The sequence below is a fragment of the Blastococcus carthaginiensis genome (assembly GCF_030731085.1).
Taxonomy (GTDB): Bacteria; Actinomycetota; Actinomycetes; order Mycobacteriales; family Geodermatophilaceae; genus Blastococcus; species Blastococcus carthaginiensis.
On the sequence record NZ_JASNFN010000005.1, the window covers coordinates 76,087 to 95,859 of the forward strand.

Annotated in this window: 13 protein-coding genes; 2 read left to right on the forward strand and 11 right to left on the reverse strand. The window is 72.8% G+C overall.

All coding sequences use genetic code 11. The annotated features are described in order from the left end of the window. Position 1 precedes the first annotated feature (1 nt). The 3 genes from rapZ to QOZ88_RS07430 all read right to left on the reverse strand — a co-directional run bounded on the left by rapZ (position 2) and on the right by QOZ88_RS07430 (position 3,408). Positions 2-970 (reverse strand): RNase adapter RapZ, encoded by a 969-nt coding sequence (gene rapZ / locus QOZ88_RS07420; RefSeq protein ID WP_305999153.1) that lies wholly within the window; start codon positions 968-970, stop codon positions 2-4. Beyond that, positions 967-3,000, reverse strand: a complete 2,034-nt coding sequence (gene uvrC, locus QOZ88_RS07425; RefSeq protein WP_305999154.1) for an excinuclease ABC subunit UvrC — start codon at positions 2,998-3,000, stop codon at positions 967-969. Before uvrC ends, rapZ begins: the two co-directional genes overlap by 4 nt. 132 nt (positions 3,001-3,132) lie before the next feature. Next, entirely contained in the window at positions 3,133-3,408 is a 276-nt protein-coding gene (locus QOZ88_RS07430; protein ID WP_305999155.1) for a hypothetical protein, read from the reverse strand. A 290-nt stretch (positions 3,409-3,698) separates the two neighbouring features. On the opposite strand from QOZ88_RS07430, the gene QOZ88_RS07435 reads away from it, so the two are divergent. Beyond that, positions 3,699-4,958, forward strand: a complete 1,260-nt coding sequence (locus tag QOZ88_RS07435) for a cytochrome P450 (protein ID WP_305999156.1) — start codon at positions 3,699-3,701, stop codon at positions 4,956-4,958. A gap of 54 nt (positions 4,959-5,012) precedes the next feature. Here QOZ88_RS07435 and uvrA read toward each other — a convergent pair whose 3' ends face one another. Both uvrA and QOZ88_RS07445 read right to left on the reverse strand, forming a co-directional pair. Continuing rightward, positions 5,013-7,910, reverse strand: coding sequence for an excinuclease ABC subunit UvrA (uvrA, locus tag QOZ88_RS07440; RefSeq protein ID WP_305999157.1), 2,898 nt, complete (start codon positions 7,908-7,910; stop codon positions 5,013-5,015). Between the two features lie 165 nt (positions 7,911-8,075). Next, entirely contained in the window at positions 8,076-9,521 is a 1,446-nt protein-coding gene (locus tag QOZ88_RS07445) for an amidase (RefSeq protein WP_305999158.1), read from the reverse strand. A gap of 47 nt (positions 9,522-9,568) precedes the next feature. Here QOZ88_RS07445 and QOZ88_RS07450 point away from each other — a divergent pair, with 47 nt between their 5' ends. Further along, entirely contained in the window at positions 9,569-10,234 is a 666-nt protein-coding gene (locus QOZ88_RS07450) for an MBL fold metallo-hydrolase (RefSeq protein ID WP_305999159.1), read from the forward strand. 12 nt (positions 10,235-10,246) lie between these two features. Here QOZ88_RS07450 and QOZ88_RS07455 read toward each other — a convergent pair whose 3' ends face one another. The 6 genes from QOZ88_RS07455 to uvrB all read right to left on the reverse strand — a co-directional run bounded on the left by QOZ88_RS07455 (position 10,247) and on the right by uvrB (position 19,488). Beyond that, the gene (locus tag QOZ88_RS07455; RefSeq protein ID WP_305999160.1) at positions 10,247-10,534 is read right to left on the reverse strand and encodes a hypothetical protein; all 288 of its coding nucleotides are present in this window, start codon (positions 10,532-10,534) and stop codon (positions 10,247-10,249) included. A gap of 108 nt (positions 10,535-10,642) precedes the next feature. Further along, positions 10,643-12,295, reverse strand: coding sequence for a M28 family peptidase (locus QOZ88_RS07460; protein WP_305999161.1), 1,653 nt, complete (start codon positions 12,293-12,295; stop codon positions 10,643-10,645). A gap of 257 nt (positions 12,296-12,552) precedes the next feature. Next, a complete protein-coding gene (locus QOZ88_RS07465) occupies positions 12,553-14,520 on the reverse strand; it encodes a S9 family peptidase (RefSeq protein ID WP_305999162.1) in 1,968 nt (655 codons plus the stop codon). Positions 14,521-14,577: 57 nt separating this feature from the next. Continuing rightward, on the reverse strand, positions 14,578-15,687 hold the full coding sequence (locus QOZ88_RS07470) for a TerC family protein (RefSeq protein ID WP_305999163.1): 1,110 nt from the start codon (positions 15,685-15,687) through the stop codon (positions 14,578-14,580). Positions 15,688-15,907: 220 nt separating this feature from the next. Next, on the reverse strand, positions 15,908-17,095 hold the full coding sequence (locus QOZ88_RS07475) for a TerC family protein (RefSeq protein ID WP_305999164.1): 1,188 nt from the start codon (positions 17,093-17,095) through the stop codon (positions 15,908-15,910). A 275-nt stretch (positions 17,096-17,370) separates the two neighbouring features. Beyond that, positions 17,371-19,488: an excinuclease ABC subunit UvrB gene (gene uvrB / locus QOZ88_RS07480; RefSeq protein ID WP_305999165.1), complete on the reverse strand. Its 2,118-nt coding sequence runs from the start codon at positions 19,486-19,488 to the stop codon at positions 17,371-17,373. Between the last annotated feature and the right edge of the window lie 285 nt (positions 19,489-19,773).

Sequence of the window (19,773 nt, forward strand, 5' to 3'; positions counted from 1 at the left end):
ACTACTCGCGCCCCAGGTCGCGGTGCCGGGCCACGGCCGCGATGCCCTCGGCGTGCAGCCGGCGCGCGAACTCCTCGGCGATCGCCACGCTGCGGTGCTTGCCGCCGGTGCAGCCGACGGCGAGCGTGAGGTAGCGCTTGCCCTCGCGCCGGTAGCCGGGCAGCAGCAGCCTCAGCACCTCGGTGTAGCGGTCCAGGAAGTCGCCGGCGTCCTCCTGCCCGAGGACGTAGTCGCGGACGTCTGCGTCGCGCCCGGTGTGCTCCCGCAGCTCCGGCACCCAGTGCGGGTTGGGCAGGAAGCGGGCGTCGACCACGAGGTCGGCGTCCAGCGGCAGGCCGTACTTGAAACCGAAGCTCATCACGGTCGCGGTGAGCGGCGGGGTGCGGCCGTCGCGCGCGAAGGCGTTCTCCAGCGTGGCGCGCAGCTGGTGCACGTTGAGGTCGCTGGTGTCGACCCAGAGGTCCGCCTCGCCGGCGATGCCGGTGAGCAGGGCGCGCTCCTCGGTGATGCCGTCGGTGAGGGTGCCGTTGCCCTGGAGCGGGTGCTCCCGGCGGTTGGACTCGTAGCGGCGGACCAGCACCTCGTCACGGGCGTGGACGTACATCACCCGCGGCCGGTGCCCCGCTGCCGACAGGAGCCGGATGGCCTCCTCCAGGTCGCTGGAGAACGCCCGGCTGCGGACGTCGACGACGGCGGCGAACCGGCGCAGGTCACCGCGGGCGCCGAGCTCCACCATGGGCAGCAGGAGCGCCGGCGGCAGGTTGTCCACGACGAACCAGCCGAGGTCCTCGAGCACCCGGCCGGCGCTGTTCTTCCCGGCGCCGGAGAGCCCGGTGACGACGACGACCTCGAGCGGCGGTGTCTCGGTGCTCGCGGGGTCCAGCGCCGGCGAGACGTCGTCCTGCGGCCCCACCGGGGCCGCGCCGGCCCGCGCGACGCCCGGCGTCCCGGCCTCGGTCCCGGCGGTCACGAGGCCACCCGGCCGACCTCGGCGGTCCCGCCGGAGCCGGGCCGGGGGGCGCCCTGCTCGGCCGGGCCCTGCGGGGCGAGGGTGGTCTCCGCCGCCGGCTGCGCCTCGTCGGGCGCGGGGGCCGGTTCGGCGACCGCCATCTGCACCGCCTCCGCCGTCCGCCGGCCGATGCCGGGTACCGCCATGAGCTCCTCCACTGTCGCGGCCCGCAGGCGCTTGAGCGACCCGAACTCCTTCATCAACGCCTTCCGTCGCGTCTCCCCGAGACCGGGGACGTCGTCGAGCAGGGACACCAGCATGCTGGTGGACCGCTTCTGCCGGTGGTAGGTGATGGCGAAGCGGTGGGCCTCGTCACGCACCCGCTGCAGCAGGTACAGCGCCTCGGAGGTGCGCGGCAGGATCACCGGGTCGCCCTCCCCCGGCAGCCAGACCTCCTCCATCCGCTTGGCCAGCCCGCAGACCGCGACGTCGACGACGCCGAGCTCCTCGAGCGAGCGCGCGGCCGCGGCCACCTGCGGGGCCCCGCCGTCGACGACGAGCAGGTTCGGCGGGTAGGCGAACCGGCGCGGCCGCCCCTCCTCCGCGGCCACACCCTGCTCGTCGCGGCGGTCGGCCTCCTCCTTGAGGTGGCGGGCGAACCGGCGGCGGACGACCTCGGCCATCGCCGCGGTGTCGTCGGTGCCCTCGGTGACGGAGAAGCGCCGGTAGTCGGACTTCTTCGCCAGGCCGTCCTCGAACACCACCATGGACGCCACCACGTTGGTGCCCTGCACGTGGCTGATGTCGATGCACTCGATGCGCAGGGGCGCGTCGGGGAGCTCGAGGGCCTCCTGCAGCTCCGACAGCGCCAGGGACCGGGCGGTGAGGTCGCTGGACCGCTTGACCCGGTGCCGGGCGAACGCCTCCTTGGCGTTGCGCTCCACGGTCTCCATGAGGCTGCGCTTGTCGCCCCGCTGCGGGACGCGCAGCGAGACCCGGCCGCCGCGCAGCTCCTCCAGCAGCTCGACGTAGACGTCGGCGTCGTCGGGCAACTCGGGCACCAGCACCTCGCGCGGCACCGCCTCGCCGGCCTCCCCGACGCCGGTCTGCTCATCGACCCCGCCGTAGACCTGCAGGAGGAACTGCTCCACCAGCTCCCCGGTGGTGACCTCCTCGACCTTGTCGATGATCCAGCCGCGCTGGCCCCGCACGCGGCCGCCGCGGACGTGGAAGACCTGGACGGCCGCCTCCAGCTCGTCCTGCGCGAAGGCGACGACGTCGGCGTCGGTGCCGTCGCCGAGGACGACGGCCTGCTTCTCCATCGCCCGCTTCAGCGCCCCGATGTCGTCGCGCAGCCGGGCGGCCCGCTCATACTCCATCGCCGCCGCGGCCTCGCCCATCTCGCGCTCGAGCCGCTTGATCATCGACTCGGTGCGCCCGGCCATGAAGTCGCAGAAGTCGTCGACGATCCGCCGGTGCTCCTCGGCGCTCACCCGGCCCACGCAGGGGGCGGCGCACTTGCCGATGTAGCCCAGCAGGCAGGGGCGGCCGATCTGGCCGGCTCGCTTGAAGACGCCGGTGGAGCAGGTGCGGGCGGGGAAGACGCGGGTCAGCGTGTCGAGCGTCTCCCGGATGGCCCACGCATGGGCGTAGGGGCCGAAGTAGCGCACGCCCTTCTTCTTGGGCCCGCGCATCACCTGCAGCCGCGGGTACTCCTCGTTCAGCGTGACCGCGAGGCTCGGGTAGCTCTTGTCGTCGCGGTAGCGGACGTTGAACCGCGGGTCGAACTCCTTGATCCAGTTGTACTCGAGCTGGAGGGCCTCGACCTCGGTGCCGACGACGGTCCACTCGACGCTCGACGCCGTCGTCACCATCTGGCGGGTGCGCGGGTGCAGGCCGGCGACATCGGCGAAGTAGCTGTTCAGCCGCTGCCTCAGGCTCTTGGCCTTGCCGACGTAGACGACCCGGCCGTTCGGGTCGCGGAACTTGTAGACGCCCGGGGACTCCGGGATGGAGCCGACCGCCGGGCGGTACGTGGACGGGTCGGCCATGCCTCCACACTAGGTCGCGGCACCGACACGCCGTCAGCGAGCGCACCCGTCCGCCACACCCGCCCCAGCCGCCCCGGGCAGCGCCGAGCCCGGCCTGGTGGACTGCACCGGACCGGGCTCGCGCGGGTCGGCTCAGACGACCGGGCGGGACCGCCAGGACGTGTGCGCGACGATCCCGGCGGTCGCACGCTGCGCGAGGCGCACCGCCCGGCGGCCGAGCACCAGCGCCGAGACGACGGCGGCACTGCCGGCCGTGAACGCCATGACGCCGGACGCACCACCGCTGACGGCGGTCGCGGACGCCGCGAGCACGGCGAGCAGGACGACGGTGGAGCGCACCCCGCCGCCGGACACGGGCGAGCCGCAGTTGGACAGATCGGGGTCGCAGTCGGGCGTCAGCGCACTCATCGCTGTCCTCCTCCGAGGGACTACGTCACCCCGGCGGATCGACCGAGGTGACGTCGGTCACACCGAGGGTACGGCGATGGGGGCGCAGGCTCAACCCCACCGGCGGCACGGATTCCGGCGTGCCGCCGGGGCGTGGTCGGTCGCCACGACGAGCCGCACCGGCGCGCCCGGCTCCGCCGTCGGCGCCCCGACCGGCGCGACGGGGTGTCCCGGTGGTTCGGCACCACGGGCACCGGGCAGCCCGACAGGGTCCACCCGAGCCGGTCCCTCCTCCGAGAGAAAGTCGCGCGATGATCCCCGCCCTCACGGCACCCGACAGCTCCCTGGCCCTGCTGCGCGAGGGGTACGCCTTCATCTCCCGGCGCTGCGACCGGCTGGGCACGGATGCGTTCCGCACCCGGCTGATGCTGCGACCGGCGGTCTGCGTCCGCGGCGCCGAGGCCGCCCGGATGTTCTACGGGGACCGGCGGTTCACCCGGCGGGGTGCCTTCCCGCCCACGCTGCTGCACCTGCTGCAGGACGAGGGCAGCGTGCAGAGCCTGGACGGGAGCGCCCACCGCGCGCGCAAGGAGCTGTTCCTGCGTCTGCTGCAGGGAGCCGGCGCTCCGCGCATCACCGAGGTCCTGGCGCAGGAGTGGCCGGCGGCGGTGCGGCGCTGGCAGCGCGCCGACCGGGTGGTGCTGTTCGACGCCCTCAACGAGCTGCTGACCCAGGTGGCCGCCACCTGGGCCGGGGTGCCGCTCGACGAGCGCGACCTGGCGCTGCGGGCCCGAGAGGTCGCCGAGATGCGGAACCGTGCGGGCAGCATCGGCCCGGCCAACTGGCGGGCCCAGTTCCTGCGGCACCGCTCGGAGCGCTGGGCGCGCGCTGTGATCGCCCGGGTGCGCTCCGGAGAGCTCACGCCGCCGGAGGGCAGTGCCGTCGCAGCCATCGCCGGCCACCGCGGGGACGACGGGGAGCTGCTGGACCTGCCCGTGGCGGGGGTGGAACTGCTCAACCTCATCCGTCCGGTCGCCGCCGTCAGCCGGTTCGGCGTCTTCGCCGCCCTGGCGCTGCTCCGGCACCCCCGCTGGCGGGACGCCTTCGCCGCCGGCGAGGACGAGGACCTGCACGCCTTCGTCCTGGAGGTGCGCCGGTTCTTCCCCTTCTTCCCGCTCGTCGCCGGCCGGGTGCGGGAGCCGTTCACCTGGCAGGAGCACCGCTTCGGGACCGGGGACCGGGTGTACCTCGACCTGTACGGGACCGACCACGACGCCCGGTCGTGGACCGATCCGGAGGTGTTCGACCCCGAGCGCTTCCGCGGCTGGCAGGGGGACCCGTGGACGTTGATCGCCCAGGGCGCCGGCGGCTACGCCGAGAACCACCGCTGCCCGGGCGAGCCCATGACCGAGTGGCTGCTCGAGGACGTCGTGCGGCTGCTGACCCGGTCCGTCCGCTACGAGGTGGGTGTGCAGGACTTCAGCATCAGCCTGAACCGGCTGCCGACGCTGCCGGCCGACGGGTTCGTGGTCTCGCACGTGCGGCCGGTGCCGGGCACCGCCGCCGCATGACGACGACGGCCCGCACCCCCGGAGGAGCGCGGGCCGTCGTCGGGCACCGGTCGGTCAGCTCGCCTTCTTGCGGACCCGCTTCTTCACCGGACCGGCCGCCGCCGCGGCGATGGCGTCGTCGTCGAGCAACGGCACCAGGTAGCGGCCGGTGTGGCTCTCCGGCACCGAGGCCACGAACTCCGGCGTCCCCTCCGCGACGACCGTGCCGCCCCGGCACCCGCCCTCGGGCCCCATGTCGACGATCCAGTCGGCGCTCTTGATGACGTCGAGGTTGTGCTCGATGACGATGACCGAGTTGCCCTTGTCGACCAGGCCCTGCAGGACGAGCAGCAGCTTGCGGATGTCCTCGAAGTGCAGGCCGGTGGTCGGCTCGTCGAGGACGTAGATGCTCCGCCCGTTGGACCGCTTCTGCAGCTCGCTGGCGAGCTTGACGCGCTGCGCCTCACCGCCGGACAGGGTGGTGGCCGGCTGCCCCAGCCGCACGTAGCCCAGACCGACCTCGGTCAGGGTGCGCAGGTAGCGCGCGATGGCCGGGATGGCGGCGAAGAAGTCCGCCGCCTCCTCGATCGGCATGTCGAGGACCTCGGCGACCGTCTTGCCCTTGTAGTGCACCTCGAGGGTCTCCCGGTTGAACCGGGCGCCCTTGCACACCTCGCAGGGCACGTACACGTCGGGCAGGAAGTTCATCTCGATCTTCAGCGTCCCGTCGCCCGAGCACGCCTCGCAGCGGCCGCCCTTGACGTTGAAGGAGAACCGGCCCGGGAGGTACCCGCGGACCTTCGCCTCCGAGGTCTGGGCGAACAGCTTGCGGACGTGGTCCCACACGCCGGTGTAGGTGGCCGGGTTCGACCGCGGGGTGCGGCCGATCGGCGACTGGTCGACGTGCACGACCTTGTCCAGGTGCTCCAGGCCGGTGACGGTGCGGTGCCGGCCGGGCACCAGCCGCGCGCGGTTGAGCTCGTTGGCCAGGACGCTGTAGAGGATGTCGTTGACCAGGCTGGACTTGCCCGAGCCCGACACCCCGGTGACCGCCACCATGCAGCCGAGCGGGAAGGTGACGTCGACGCCCCGCAGGTTGTTCTCGCGGGCGCCCTTCACCACCAGCTCGCGCCCGGGCGTGAGCTCGCGCCGCTGCTCGGGGACGACGATCTGCTTGCGGCCGGACAGGTACTGGCCGGTCAGCGACCGCTCGCTGGCGAGCAGGTCCTCGACCGTGCCGCTGACGACGACCTCGCCGCCGTGCTCACCGGCACCGGGGCCGATGTCCACCACCCAGTCGGCCATCTTGATGGTGTCCTCGTCGTGCTCGACGACGATGAGCGTGTTGCCCATGTCGCGCAGCCGCACGAGGGTCTCGATCAGCTTGGTGTTGTCCCGCTGGTGCAGCCCGATCGAGGGCTCGTCGAGCACGTAGAGGACGCCGACGAGCCCGGAGCCGATCTGGGTGGCCAGGCGGATGCGCTGCGCCTCACCGCCGGCCAGCGTGGCCGCCGGGCGGTCGAGGGAGAGGTAGTCCAGGCCGACGTCGACGAGGAAGGAGAGCCGAGCCTGGATCTCGCGCAGCACGCGGTCGGCGATCGCCTTCTCCCGCTCCCCCAGCTCCAGCGCGCCGAGCCACTGCGACGCCTCGCCGATGGAGAGGTTGGTGACCTCGGCGATGGACCGGCCGTTGAGCTTGACCGCGAGGATCTCGGGCTTCAGGCGGGTGCCGTGGCACACGGGGCAGGGCACGTCGCGCATGTAGCCCTCGTACTTGTCCCGCATGTACTCGCTGTCGGTGTCGTCGTGCCGGCGCTCCAGGAACGGCAGCACGCCCTCGAAGGCGGCGTAGTAGCTGCGCTCGCGGCCGTACCGGTTCTTGTAGCGGACGTGCACCTGGTCGGGCGAGCCGTGCAGGATCGCCTTCTGCACCTTGGCCGGCAGCCGCTCCCACGGGTCGTCCATGGAGAAGCCGATCTGCTGGGACAGGCCGGTGAGCAGCCGGGTGAAGTACTCGTTGCTCATCGAGCTCGACCACGGGGCGATGGCCCCCTGGTCGAGGCTCTTGCCGGGATCGGGCACGACGAGCTCCGGGTCGACCTCCTTGCGGGTGCCGATGCCGGTGCACTCGCCGCATGCGCCGAAGGGCGAGTTGAAGGAGAACGACCGCGGCTCCAGCGCCTCGAACGACAGCCCGTCGTCCACGCAGGCCAGGTGCTCGGAGAAGGTGCGTTCGCGCGCGGGGTCGTCGTCGGGCAGGTCGACGAAGTCGAGGACGACCAGGCCCCCGGCCAGGCCGAGCGCAGTCTCCACCGAGTCGGTGAGCCGGCGCTTGGCGCTCTCCTTGACCGTGAGGCGGTCGACGATCACCTCGATGCTGTGCTTCTCCTGCTTCTTGAGCGTCGGCGGCTCGGTCAGCGGGTGCACCGTGCCGTCGACGCGGACGCGGGAGAAGCCCTGGGTCTGCAGCGAGCTGAACAGATCGACGTACTCACCCTTGCGGGCCCGGACGACCGGGGCCAGCACCTGGAACCGGGTGCCGTCCTCCATCGCCAGCACCTGGTCGACGATCTGCTGCGGCGTCTGCCGCGAGATCGGCTTGCCGCAGTTCGGGCAGTGCGGCTGCCCGGCCCGCGCGTACAGCAGGCGGAGGTAGTCGTAGACCTCGGTGATGGTGCCGACGGTCGACCGCGGGTTGCGGTTGGTCGACTTCTGGTCGATCGACACCGCCGGGGAGAGCCCCTCGATGAAGTCGACGTCGGGCTTGTCCATCTGGCCGAGGAACTGGCGGGCGTAGGCCGACAGCGACTCGACGTACCGCCGCTGCCCCTCGGCGAAGATCGTGTCGAAGGCGAGGCTGGACTTGCCCGACCCCGACAGGCCCGTGAAGACGATGAGCGCGTCACGGGGGAGGTCGATGTGGACGTCCTTGAGGTTGTGCTCGCGGGCGCCGCGGACGACGAGCCGGTCCATGTGATCCCTGTCGGTCGCTGGTGTGTGGAGCGGTGGTGCGCTGGACGGCGGCCGTCGTGGTCCGGTCGCGGTTCAGCCGGTGCAACGCCGGCGCTGCCCGCGGTCGTCCACCGCACGGTGTGAGCTGCGCCCGGTCACCGGGCCGGCCGCTGCCGGGCCGGGCCCTCAGGCCGGCGTCGCGGTGGGGTCGAAGACGGGCGCGTACCGGCGCCAGGGCCGGCGGGACTCCAGCTCGCCGACGATCCAGAGTAGCCGTTCCTCGGCACCCGGCGGGCCGACGAACTGGACCGGCACCGGGGGGCCGTCGGGCCGGGCGCCGGCCGGCAGGACCGCCGCCGGGATGCCCGCGAGGTTCCAGGCCGCCGTCCACGGCGCCCAGCGGGCGTTGGCCGTGATGTTGGCCAGGAATCCGCGCTCGTGCCACGGCCGGGCGGGCAGCGGCGGACCGGTGGTGACGGGCGTGAGCAGCAGGTCGACGTCGTCGAAGAAGCGCTCCATCCGCTGCCGGAACCGCTCCTGCGTGCGCGGCCGGATGAGCCCCAGCCGGCGCACCAGCCGGCCGATGCGGGCGTGGGTGCGGCTGCGGGGCTGCAGCCGCACGCGGTCGATGCCGAGGAACTCCGCGTCGTCCTCGGCGCCGGCCATCCACCGCGCCAGGGCGCCGGCGGCGGCCGGGGTGACCGGCGGGTTGCGGCGCACCACGGTGTGCCCGGCCGCGCGCAGCTGGTTCACCACGGCGTCGACCGCCGCCCGCGTGGCCTCGTCGGCGCCGACGCCGGGCAGCGGCGAGCGGGTGCTGACGGCGATCCGCAGCGGACGCCCCGGCGCCGCCGGTGCCGTGGGCTGCTGCCCCGCCAGCACCGCGTGCGCCACGGCCAGGTCGGCCGCCGTGGTGGCCAGCGCCCCGTTCACCGCCATGCCCGACCAGTCGTCGGCGCCGATGCCGCCGGGCAGGACGCCGATCCCGGGCTTGAGCGTGACCAGCCCGCAGGCGGCGGCCGGCAGCCGGAGGGAGCCCATGCCGTCGTTGCCGTGGGCGATCGGGACCGAGCCGGAGGCCACCGCCGCCGCGCTGCCACCGGAGCTGCCCGCCGGCGAGAGCGCGGTGTCCCAGGGGTTGCGCGTGACCGTGCCCGGGCCGTCGGTGGCGGCGTACAGGCAGAGCTCGGGCACCCGGGTGATGCCGATGACCACCGCGCCCGCCTTGCGCAGCCGGGTGACGACCTCGTGGTCCCGGCGCTCCGGGCCGGCCTCGCGGGCCGGCGAGCCGTCGGTGCACACCTCCCCCGCCACCGCGACGTTGTCCTTCACCGCGACGGGGACCCCGGCCAGCGGGAGGGCGAAGCGGGTGAGGCTCGCATCGACCGCGGCGGCCTCGGCCAGCGCCGCCTCGCGCCGCACCACGCGGAAGGCGCCGATCCGTGCGTCGACCGCCTCGACGTGGTCGAGGTGCGCGCGGACCACCTCCACCGCGGTGAGCTCGCCGGCGCGCACCCGCGCCGCGATCTCCGTGGCCGTCAGCCCGACGATCCGCTGCCCGGCCCGCTGCCCACCGGCCCTGTCCCCCGAGGCATCGCCCTGAGCTGTGCCGACACCTCCGCTAGCGTCCATGGCTGGACCGTAACGGCGCCCGCCGACACTTTTCGAACGGAGTCCGGATGAGCACCCCTACCTACACCGGAGACGTCGCCGTCGGCGGCCCCGCCGACGTGCGCGAGCTGCCCGGGCTGACCGTCAGCAAGGTCGCGGTCAGCGAGATGGCCAACAACGCCTACCTGCTGCGCTGCACCGCCACCGGCGAGGGCCTGCTCGTCGACGCCGCCGACGAGCCGGCGGTCCTCCTGGCGCTCGTCGGGGACGCCGACCTGCGCACCGTCGTCACCACCCACGGCCACTGGGACCACCACCGGGCGCTGCCCGACGTCGTCACCGCGACCGGTGCGGCGACCGTCGCCCACCCGGCGGACGCCCCGGCCCTGCCCGTACCGGTGACCCGACCGGTCGAGCACGGCGACACCGTGGCCGTCGGCGCGCAGGTGCTCGAGGTGGTGCACCTGCGCGGGCACACGCCGGGCAGCATCGCACTGGTCTGGCGCGGGCCCGGCGACGCCGGCGTGCACCTCTTCACCGGCGACAGCCTCTTCCCCGGCGGCGTGGGGAAGACCTGGTCCGCGGAGGACTTCGCCAGCCTGGTCGACGACGTCGAGCAGCGGCTGTTCGCCGTCCTGCCGGACGGCACGTGGGTCTACCCGGGGCACGGCGCGGACACCACCCTCGGCGCCGAGCGCCCGCACCTCCGCGAGTGGCGCGAGCGCGGCTGGTGACCGCCGGCCCGGCTACTCGTCGTCGTCGTCGAAGAGGGCGACCAGCTCGTCGGCGGTGCCGGGCACGTGCAGCGGGAGCACCGAGACGGTCCACTCCGGCCGCTGCCCCTCCACGCCCAGCGCGAGGTCCCACGCCGCCCGCGGGGTGAGCGGACCGAAGCAGGCGTCGTCACCGTCCTCCCCCAGGTCGACCTCGACCAGCCACTGGTCCGACAGGTCGGCGGCGAGCTCGGCGAAGTCGGGGGCCGCGTCCTCGTCGGGCTCCGGGGAGTCGATCCGGACGGGGTAGATGAGCGCCATCCTGCGCACGGTAGGCCCCCGGGCGCCGGCCGGCACCCCCGCACGGCACGAGCCGCCGCCGACGTCCCTGGGAGGACGCCGGCGACGGCTCGCGTTCCCGGAGGTGGATCAGCTCACGACGTCGTGACCGTGCACGTGGTCGTGCTCGAGACCACCACCGCCGGCGGGCACGACGAACGTGCCCTCCGCGCCGGCGGGGGCGGGCAGCTCGAACTTCGGCCCGGGGACCGGCCGGCCCTTCACGCCGTTCACCGACTCGGTGGAGAAGGCGAACGTCAGCATCGCGAAGGCGATCAGGTCGCTGTTCACGTCGAGCGCATCCAGGGCCTGGTTCTCGAACGCGTCGCAGGCCAGGTGGTAGCACGGGTCGAACTGCTCACCAGCGACGCCGCCCCAGATCTCCGCCTGCCGCTCGTTCTTGAGCACCTCCGCGCCGGTGAAGAGGCCACCGGAGGGGATGCCGGCGTTGATGAACGCCTGGTAGTCGCTGCGGCCCGAGTACTCCGCGTCGTCGTAGGGCACGCCGACCTTGGTGTAGAAGGACTCGTAGAGGTCCTCGATCGCCGTCGAGCCCGCCGGGATCGTGGCGGACGCGTCCCAGGTCGACTCGTCCGAGTCGTACACCATCGGCACGTAGTTCGGCGAGGCCACCATGTCGTAGTTCATGTACAGGGCGATCCGGTCGAGCTCCTCCTGCGGCTGCTTCTCCACGTAGCTCGTCGACCCGACCAGACCCTGCTCCTCGGCGGCCCACCACGCGAACCGCAGCGTGTTGTGCGGCTTGAGGCTGGCCATCGACAGCGCCGTCTCCAGCAGCGCCGCGGAGCCCGAGCCGTTGTCGTTGATGCCCGGGCCGACCGTGACGCTGTCGAGGTGGGCGCCGGCCATGACGACGTTGTCCCGGTCCCGGCCCCGCACCTCGGCGATCACGTTGTAGTCGGTGCGGGTCTCCGCCGGCAGCACCTCGACGAACGCGGTGGCACCGGGCTGGGCGAGGGCCTCACCCTGCGCGAAGCTGGCCCCGACGACGGGGATGTCGTAGACCGCCGGCGAGCCGTCGGTCCGGCTCGACGCGTCGGCCACGATCAGAGCCTCGCGGTCGGGCGCGTTGCCCTGGTTGAAGATGATGATCGCCTCAGCACCGGCTTGGTCGGCGAAGAACGCCTTGTCGCCGAAGTTGCAGGTGCCGCGCTGGACGAGCGCGATGTCGGCCTCGCCGGTGAAGAGCGCCGCGTCGAAGTCGGCGGCCTCGCAGCCGCTGGTGGAGGCCCGGTCGCCGGTCAGGTTGATGTCGACGGGGACCACGGTGCCCTCGACGGTGCCCGAGCCGCTGCCCGTGAAGACGCCGGTCTCGTACTCCTCCGCGACCGGGGTCAGCTGCCGCAGCACGGCCGGGAAGTTGAAGGTGATCTGCACCGGGTCGAGGGTGACGTCCATGCGGGCGTCCTCCAGCAGACCCGCGACGTACTCGACGCTGTCGGAGTACCCGTCGGTGCCCGCCGCGCGGCTGCCCGGATAGACCGGGTCGTCGCTGTTCTCGGCGATCTTCTGGAACGCGCGCTGGTGCTCGAGGACGTCCTCGAGATCCACGCACTCCAGCAGCTTCGCGTAGGTGTTGTTGTGCCTGCGGTCGCACGAGTCCCGGGGCGCGGCGGTGGCCGTGGTGATCGGGAGCGCCAGGGCGATCATGACGCCGCTGGTGCCCAGTGCGATGGTGCGAGCCGCCGTCCGTCGTGCGGACGCGGTCCGTCGTTCGTTCACGCTCGATCCCTTCGATCGGTGATCGGCGGCGCAGTCGCCGCGAGCCGGCACCGTTGCCGGCACCGGCACTCCACCGGAGTGACGACCCGCTTGCATAGAGGTAGGTCGTGATCCGGAATCCGGCAGAGCCCACCCGTGGGCACCGGGACATGCGCCCATCTCCCCGCCGACCTGCGGTTTCACCTGTGATCCACGTCACGACACGCCGACCGCGGGACTCCACGCACAGTCACCGGACGTGACGGCGTGTCGGTTCCTCAGCCCCCGGCTGCGGCCGTCCCGCCGGCCGGCAGCCACCGCCCCCACCAGCGGAGCAGGTGCTCCAGGCGCGCCACGCGATGCCGTGGCCGCCCGTTCCGTGGCAGGTCGTGCCCCTCGCCGGGGAAGAGGAGCAGCTCCGCCGGGACCCCGCGCCGCACCAGCTCGGCGAACAGGCGCTCGCCCTGCTCCGGCGGCGTGCGCCGGTCCTCCTCGGCAGAGACGACCAGTGTCGGGGTGCGGGTGCCGGCGGCCTGCGCCAGCGGGCTCTGCGCCCGCAGCCGCTCGGGATCGGTCCCGAGGTGCGAGTCGACGACGTGCCAGCCGACGTCGGAGGTGCCGGCGAAGCTCTGCGGATCGATCAGCGCCCGCTCCACGACGGCCGCCGCGAAGCGGTCCGTGCGGCCGACGAGGAGCGCGGCGAGCGAGCCGCCGTAACCACCGCCCATGATGCCCACCCGACCGGCGTCCAGCGCGGGGTCGGCGAGCACCGCGTCGAGGAACGCCAGGACGTCGTCGGCGTCCCGGCCGCCCCACGCGCCGCGGATCGCCCGTCCGTGCGCCGCGCCGTAGCCGGAGGACCCGCGCGGGTTGCAGCGCACGACGGCGTAGCCGGCCGAGACCAGCACCTGCGTGTCGGCGTCCAGCTCCCAGCCGTGCTGGCGGAAGGGCCCGCCGTGGAGCACGAGCAGCACCGGGTGGGGCCCCTCCCCCGGGGGCGGGGTCACCCAGCCGTGCACCGGGTACCCGTCGGGCGCCTCGGCGCCGCGCTCGTGCATCCGGTGCAGCCGCCCGGTCGCCCCCAGCTCGCGACCGAAGGCGGTGAGCAGCCGGCGGCTCCCGTCGCGCAGGGCGAGCAGCTCCCCGGCGGAGCGGTCGTGGGCGACGGTGGCGACGACGACCCCGCCGGCGGCGCCGATGCCCCGGACGGTGAACGAGCCGCCGACCAGCGTCTCGGGCGGTCCGCCGTCGAGAGGCACCCGCAGGAGCTCCACCGAGCCCCGCCGCTGGTCGCCGACCAGCACCGCCCCGTCGGCCAGCACGGTCGCCGAGGTGGCGTCGCCCCGGGCGTGCTGCCCGGGGTCGAGGAGCGCGGTCAGCGGGCCGCCCTGGGCGGGGACCCGGCAGGGCACCGATGCCCGGGCCACCACGTCCACCCTGTCCGGCCCCAGGTCGGGGACCGCGGTGAGCACGATCGAGCCGCCGTCCGGGGTGTACACCGGGAGCGAGCAGTCCGCGCGGGCGTCGGTGACCCGCCGCAGCCCGGTGCCGTCGGGGCGGGCGGCGTGCACGTCGCGGACCAGATCCCGGCCGGCGCGGTCGTGGCGCGCCGACACGAACGCCAGCTCCTCGCCGTCCGGGCTCCAGGTCACGTCGGCGCAGTCGGCCTCCCCGGTGGTCACCTGCACGGGCACCGGCGGGGGCGCGGCGTCGTCGGCGAAGTCGGCCGGCAGGGCGATCACGAAGACCTGCGCCGGCTGGTCGCGGAGGTAACCGATCCCGTCCCGCCGGTACGCCAGGGAGGTGATCAGCCGGGGTGGCTCCGCGGCCGGCCCGACCCCGGGCACCGTGCCGTACCGGCCGTGCTCGGGCACCCGTGCGACGTAGGCCAGCCGGCGCGAATCGGGCGCCCACACCGGCGGCCCCGCTCCCAGCGGGTGGTCGGTCAGCCGGCGCGGCGCTCCGCCGGCCGCCGGCAGCACCCGGAGCTGGGCGCAGCCGCCGGGCTCCGTGCCGAGGTAGGCCAGCCACCGCCCGTCCGGGGAGAAGCACGGATCGGTGTCGTGCCGGCCGGTCGTGAGCGGGCGCGCCGGTGCGGAGCCGTCGGTGGGCACCGCCCAGAGCTGGCTGCGGTAGCCGTCGGCCCCCGGATCCGGCCAGCGCACAGCGACGACCGCGATCCGCCCGTCGGGCGAGACCGTCGGCGCCCCCGGCGTCCGCAGGAGGGCGAGGTCCGACGGGCGCATGCCGGCGACGCTAGCCGAGCTGCCCGCCCCGGCCGCTGGGCGGCCGGGGCGGGGACGTCAGCGCCGGGCGCCGCCGTCGCTGCCGTCGCCGCGGTCGGCGCGGTCGGCGAGGCGCGACTCGGCCGCCGCGGCGGCCTCCGGGCCGCCGGTGGCGATCTTCTCGGCCTCCTCCGGCTCGAGGACCGGCTCGTCGACGGTGATCTCCTGGCCGCGGGTCTTCAGGAGGCTGGCCACCGTGGCGACGATCAGCACGCCCAGGATGATGCTCAGCGAGAGCCAGATCGGGATGTGCGGCACCGCCTCGATGGGCTCGCGCTCGCCGGCGAAGGGCAGCTGGTTCTCGTGCACCGCCTCGAGGATCAGCTTGACGCCGATGAAGGCCAGGATGACGGCGAGCCCGAGGGAGAGGTACACGAGCCGCTTGAGCAGCCCGCCGAGCAGGAAGTACAGCTGCCGCAGGCCCATGAGCGCGAAGACGTTCGCCGTGAAGACGATGAACGGCTCGCGGGTGAGCCCGAAGATCGCCGGGATGCTGTCGAGCGCGAAGATCAGGTCCGTGGTGCCGAGCGCCAGGATGACCACGATCATCGGCGTCCACATCTTCTTGCCGTTCTCCGTCACCCGGATCTTGGCGCCGTGGTAGTCCTTCGTGATCGGCAGGACCTTGCGCATCCGCCGGATGAAGGCGTTCTCCTCGTACTCCTCGTCGTCGTCGCGGTGCCGCACGAGGTTGATCGCCGTGTAGATCAGGAAGACGCCGAAGATGTAGAAGACCCACACGAAGCGCTCGATGACCACCGCACCGAGCAGGATGAAGATCCCGCGCAGGACGAGCGCGATGATGATGCCGATCATCAGCGCTTCCTGCTGGTACTTCCGGGGCACCTGGAAGCGGGCCATGATGATCACGAAGACGAAGAGGTTGTCGACCGAGAGGGAGTACTCGGTCAGCCAACCGGCGTAGAACTCCGTGGCGTAGACGCCGTCGGTGAACGCCAGCATGAGCAGGCCGAAGATCAGCGCCAGGCTGACGTAGAAGCTCACCCAGAGGCCGGCCTCCTTGAGGGAGGGCTCGTGCGGGCGGCGGGCGACGATGGCCAGATCGGCGAGCAGCAGGGTCGTGAGCCCCACGAACGTCGCGATCTCGAACCAGGCGGGAAGTTCCATGCGGGTGAGGTCCTCCGGGGACGTGTGTCGGCACCGGAGGTCTCTCCCACCGCCGGCCCGGGGCCGACGACCGGCAGCACCGGAGACCGTGGGATCTCGTGATGACGACGCTGCCGCGGGGGGATACTCCCCTCCATCGTGCGACCCCGTCGCCGCGCAGGCCTCATCGACTGCCGGCACCGGGGTACGTGGCGCACACCGTACCCCGGCGCACCGCCGTCTACCGCCGGAGCGATCCGTCCGCCCGGCGCGCCGTCCCCTCGTCCGTGTCGGCGGCCCCGGACCGGTCGTCGCCCACGCCCCGGCCGAGCACGTCGCCGGTGGTGGCGGGCTCCGTCCCGACCGCGGGGTCGGCACCCGCCGGGCGCTCCTCGGCGGCGAGGCCGGCCGGGGCCTGCCGCAGCGCGGCCTCGGCTGCGAGGGCGGCGTGCTCCTCGCGGTCCCGGCGGCTCCTGGCCAGACTGGCCACGGTCGTCACGACCAGCGTGACGAGGATGACCGTCAGCGAGAGCCAGGTGGGCACCTCGGGGATCAGGGTGATGTGCTCACCGCCGTTGAGGAACGGCAGCTCGTTGGTGTGCAGCGCGTGGATGACCAGCTTGATCCCGATGAAGCCGAGGATGACCGCGAGCCCGTAGGCCAGGTACACCAGCCGGTCCAGCAGCCCGTCGATGAGGAAGAACAGCTGGCGCAGACCCAGCAGCGAGAAGGCGTTCGCGGCGAAGACGAGGAACGTCTCCTGGGTGAGGCCGAAGATCGCCGGGATGGAGTCGACGGCGAAGATGACGTCGGCGGTGCCGATCGCGATCAGCGCGATCGCGAGCGGCGTCAGGTAGCGCTTGCCCTGCTGCCTCACGGTCATCCGGTCGGAGTGGTACTCCTCCGTGGTGCGCAGCCGCTTGCGCGCGAACCGGAGGACGGCGTTCTCCTCGTAGTCTTCCTCCTCGCTGTGCCCGCCGCTGCGCGCCTGCGCCCAGGCGGTCCAGATGAGGATGGCGCCGAAGAGGTAGAACACCCAGCTGAAGTTGGCAATGGCGGCGGCGCCCACGGCGATGAAGACCGTGCGCAGCGCCAGCGCGAAGGCAATGCCGAACAGCAGCACCTTCTGCTGCAGCTCCCTGGGCACCCCGAAGCTCGCCATGATGATGACGAACACGAAGAGGTTGTCGACCGAGAGGCTCTTCTCGGTGATGTAGCCGGCGAAGTACTCACCGCCGAACGTGGCGCCGTAGAAGATCCAGATCAGGATCCCGAAGACGATGGCGAGCGCGACGTAGACCGCCGACCAGATCGCCGATTCACGCAGGGTGGGCGCGTGCGGCGTGCGCACGTGGCCGAAGAAGTCGAAAGCGAGCATGGCGACGATCGCGGTGACCGTGATCGCCCACACCCAGAACGGGACGTCCAAGAAGAGCCTCCGGAGAACTGGCGGTTGTCAGTCAGCCGGAGGTCTCTCCCACCGCCCGGACGGGCGGCCGACGGGCCGGGGACCGCAGGGGATCCCGTAGTGACGACCCGTTCGCGTCGGGATACTCCCCTCCACGAACCGGGAGCCGTGCAGACGTCATCGCCCGCACGTTCCGTGTGGTTCATGGTCAGCAACGCGCTGGCCTCCGGGACAGTTCCCGCCGTCCCCGAGAAGTTCTGCGGAGCCGTCGGGCGGCCCTGGTGGAGCGGGTGGAGCTAGGCGTGCGCGGCGTCGAACTGGCGAAGCTCCTTCTTGAGCTCGTTCAGCTCGTCGCGCAGGCGGGCGGCCACCTCGAACTGCAGCTCCCGCGCCGCGGAGAGCATCTGCTCGTTCATCGTCTGGATCATGTCGGCCAGCTCCGCCCGGGGCAGCCCCTGCACGTCGATCGCGCCGGCCTTGGCCTTGCTCTTCGACGACAGACCGGGAACCGGCGACTTGCCGCGGGACTGCTGCCGACCGGACCCACCCAGCAGCTCGGTCGCCGCCTCGGTGTCCTCGGCGGCCTTGTAGATGCCGTCGAGGATGTCGACGATCTTCTTGCGCAGCGGCTGCGGGTCGACGCCGTTGGCCGTGTTGTAGGCGATCTGCTTCTCGCGCCGCCGGTTGGTCTCCTCGATCGCCTGCGCCATCGACGGCGTGATCTTGTCCCCGTACATGTGCACCTGGCCGGAGACGTTGCGGGCCGCGCGGCCGATCGTCTGGATCAGCGACTTGCCCGACCGCAGGAATCCCTCCTTGTCCGCGTCGAGGATGGCGACCAGGGAGACCTCGGGCAGGTCCAGGCCCTCGCGCAGCAGGTTGATGCCGACCAGCACGTCGTACTCGCCCTGCCGGAGCTCGCGCAGCAGCTCGACCCGGCGCAGCGTGTCGACCTCGGAGTGCAGGTACCGCACCTTGATGCCGAGCTCGAGCAGGTAGTCGGTGAGGTCCTCGGCCATCTTCTTGGTGAGGGTCGTGACGAGGATCCGCTCGTCCTTCTCGGTGCGCAGCCGGATCTCGTGGACCAGGTCGTCGATCTGCCCCTTGGTCGGCTTCACCACGACCTCGGGGTCGACCAGGCCGGTGGGGCGGATGACCTGCTCGACGACGTCGCCCTGGACCTTGCCCAGCTCGTAGTCGCCCGGCGTCGCCGAGAGGTAGACGGTCTGGTGGATCCGGTCGGTGAACTCCTCCCAGCGCAGCGGGCGGTTGTCCATCGCCGAGGGCAGCCGGAAGCCGTGCTCGACGAGCGTGCGCTTGCGGCTCATGTCGCCCTCGTACATGCCGCCGATCTGCGGCACGGTCACGTGCGACTCGTCGATGACGAGGAGGAAGTCGTCCGGGAAGTAGTCGATGAGGCAGGCGCCGGCGCTGCCGGGCGCGCGGCCGTCGATGTGCCGCGAGTAGTTCTCGATGCCGGAGCAGAAGCCGACCTGCCGCATCATCTCGATGTCGTAGGTGGTGCGCATGCGCAGCCGCTGGGCCTCCAGCAGCTTGCCCTGCTTCTCCAGCTCCGCCAGCCGCCCTTCGAGCTCGGCCTCGATGCTGCCGATGGCGCGTTCCATGCGCTCCGGCCCGGCGACGTAGTGGGTGGCCGGGAAGACGAACAGCTCGTCGACCTCGCGGACGACCTCACCGGTCAGCGGGTGCAGGTAGTAGAGCCGCTCCACCTCGTCGCCGAACATCTCGATGCGGACGGCGAGCTCCTCGTATACCGGGAAGACCTCGATCGTGTCGCCGCGCACCCGGAAGGTGCCGCGCGTGAACGAGAGGTCGTTGCGGGTGTACTGCTCGGTGACCAGGGTGCGCAGCAGCTCGTCGCGATCGCGCTCCTCCCCCACCTTGATCTTCAGGGCCCGCTCGACGTACTCCTCCGGCGTGCCCAGGCCGTAGATGCAGGAGACGGTGGAGACCACGACCACGTCGCGCCGGGTGAGCAGGCTGTTCGTCGCGGAGTGCCGCAGCCGTTCGACCTCCTCGTTGATCGAGGAGTCCTTCTCGATGTAGGTGTCGGTCTGCGGGACGTAGGCCTCGGGCTGGTAGTAGTCGTAGTAGGAGACGAAGTACTCGACCGCGGCGTCGGGCAGCAGCTCCTTGAACTCGTTGGCCAGCTGCGCGGCGAGGGTCTTGTTCGGCGCCATGACCAGCGTCGGGCGCTGGACCTTCTCGATCAGCCAGGCCGTCGTGGCGGACTTACCCGTGCCGGTGGCACCGAGCAGAACCGTGTCGTCGGCGCCGGACCTCACACGCTCGGCGAGCGCCGCGATGGCGGCCGGCTGGTCGCCCGCGGGCTGGAACTCGCTGACGACGCGGAAGCGCCCCTGGGTGGGCCGGAGCTCGGTGGACGTGCGCACGCGACGACGGTACGTCGGCGGTGTGACAGGACGCGTCGCGAGCGCTCCGCGCGCAGGCTGGGGCGCCCGGGGCGGGAGCGGCAGGGCGGGTACTTGTCCCGGCCCGCCCGCACCCCTAGCGTGCCCAGTCGCAGGAGCGGTCCGCGCCGAGGACCAGCGCCACCCGGGACGCCCCCGGGCGAGGTCGGACCCCGGCGCGCCCGGCGCCCCCGGCCCGGCGGGCACGCGGCCCCCGGCCGGGCCTGCGCACGACGCCCCCTGCGGTCCGCCGCGGGGGGCGTCGTC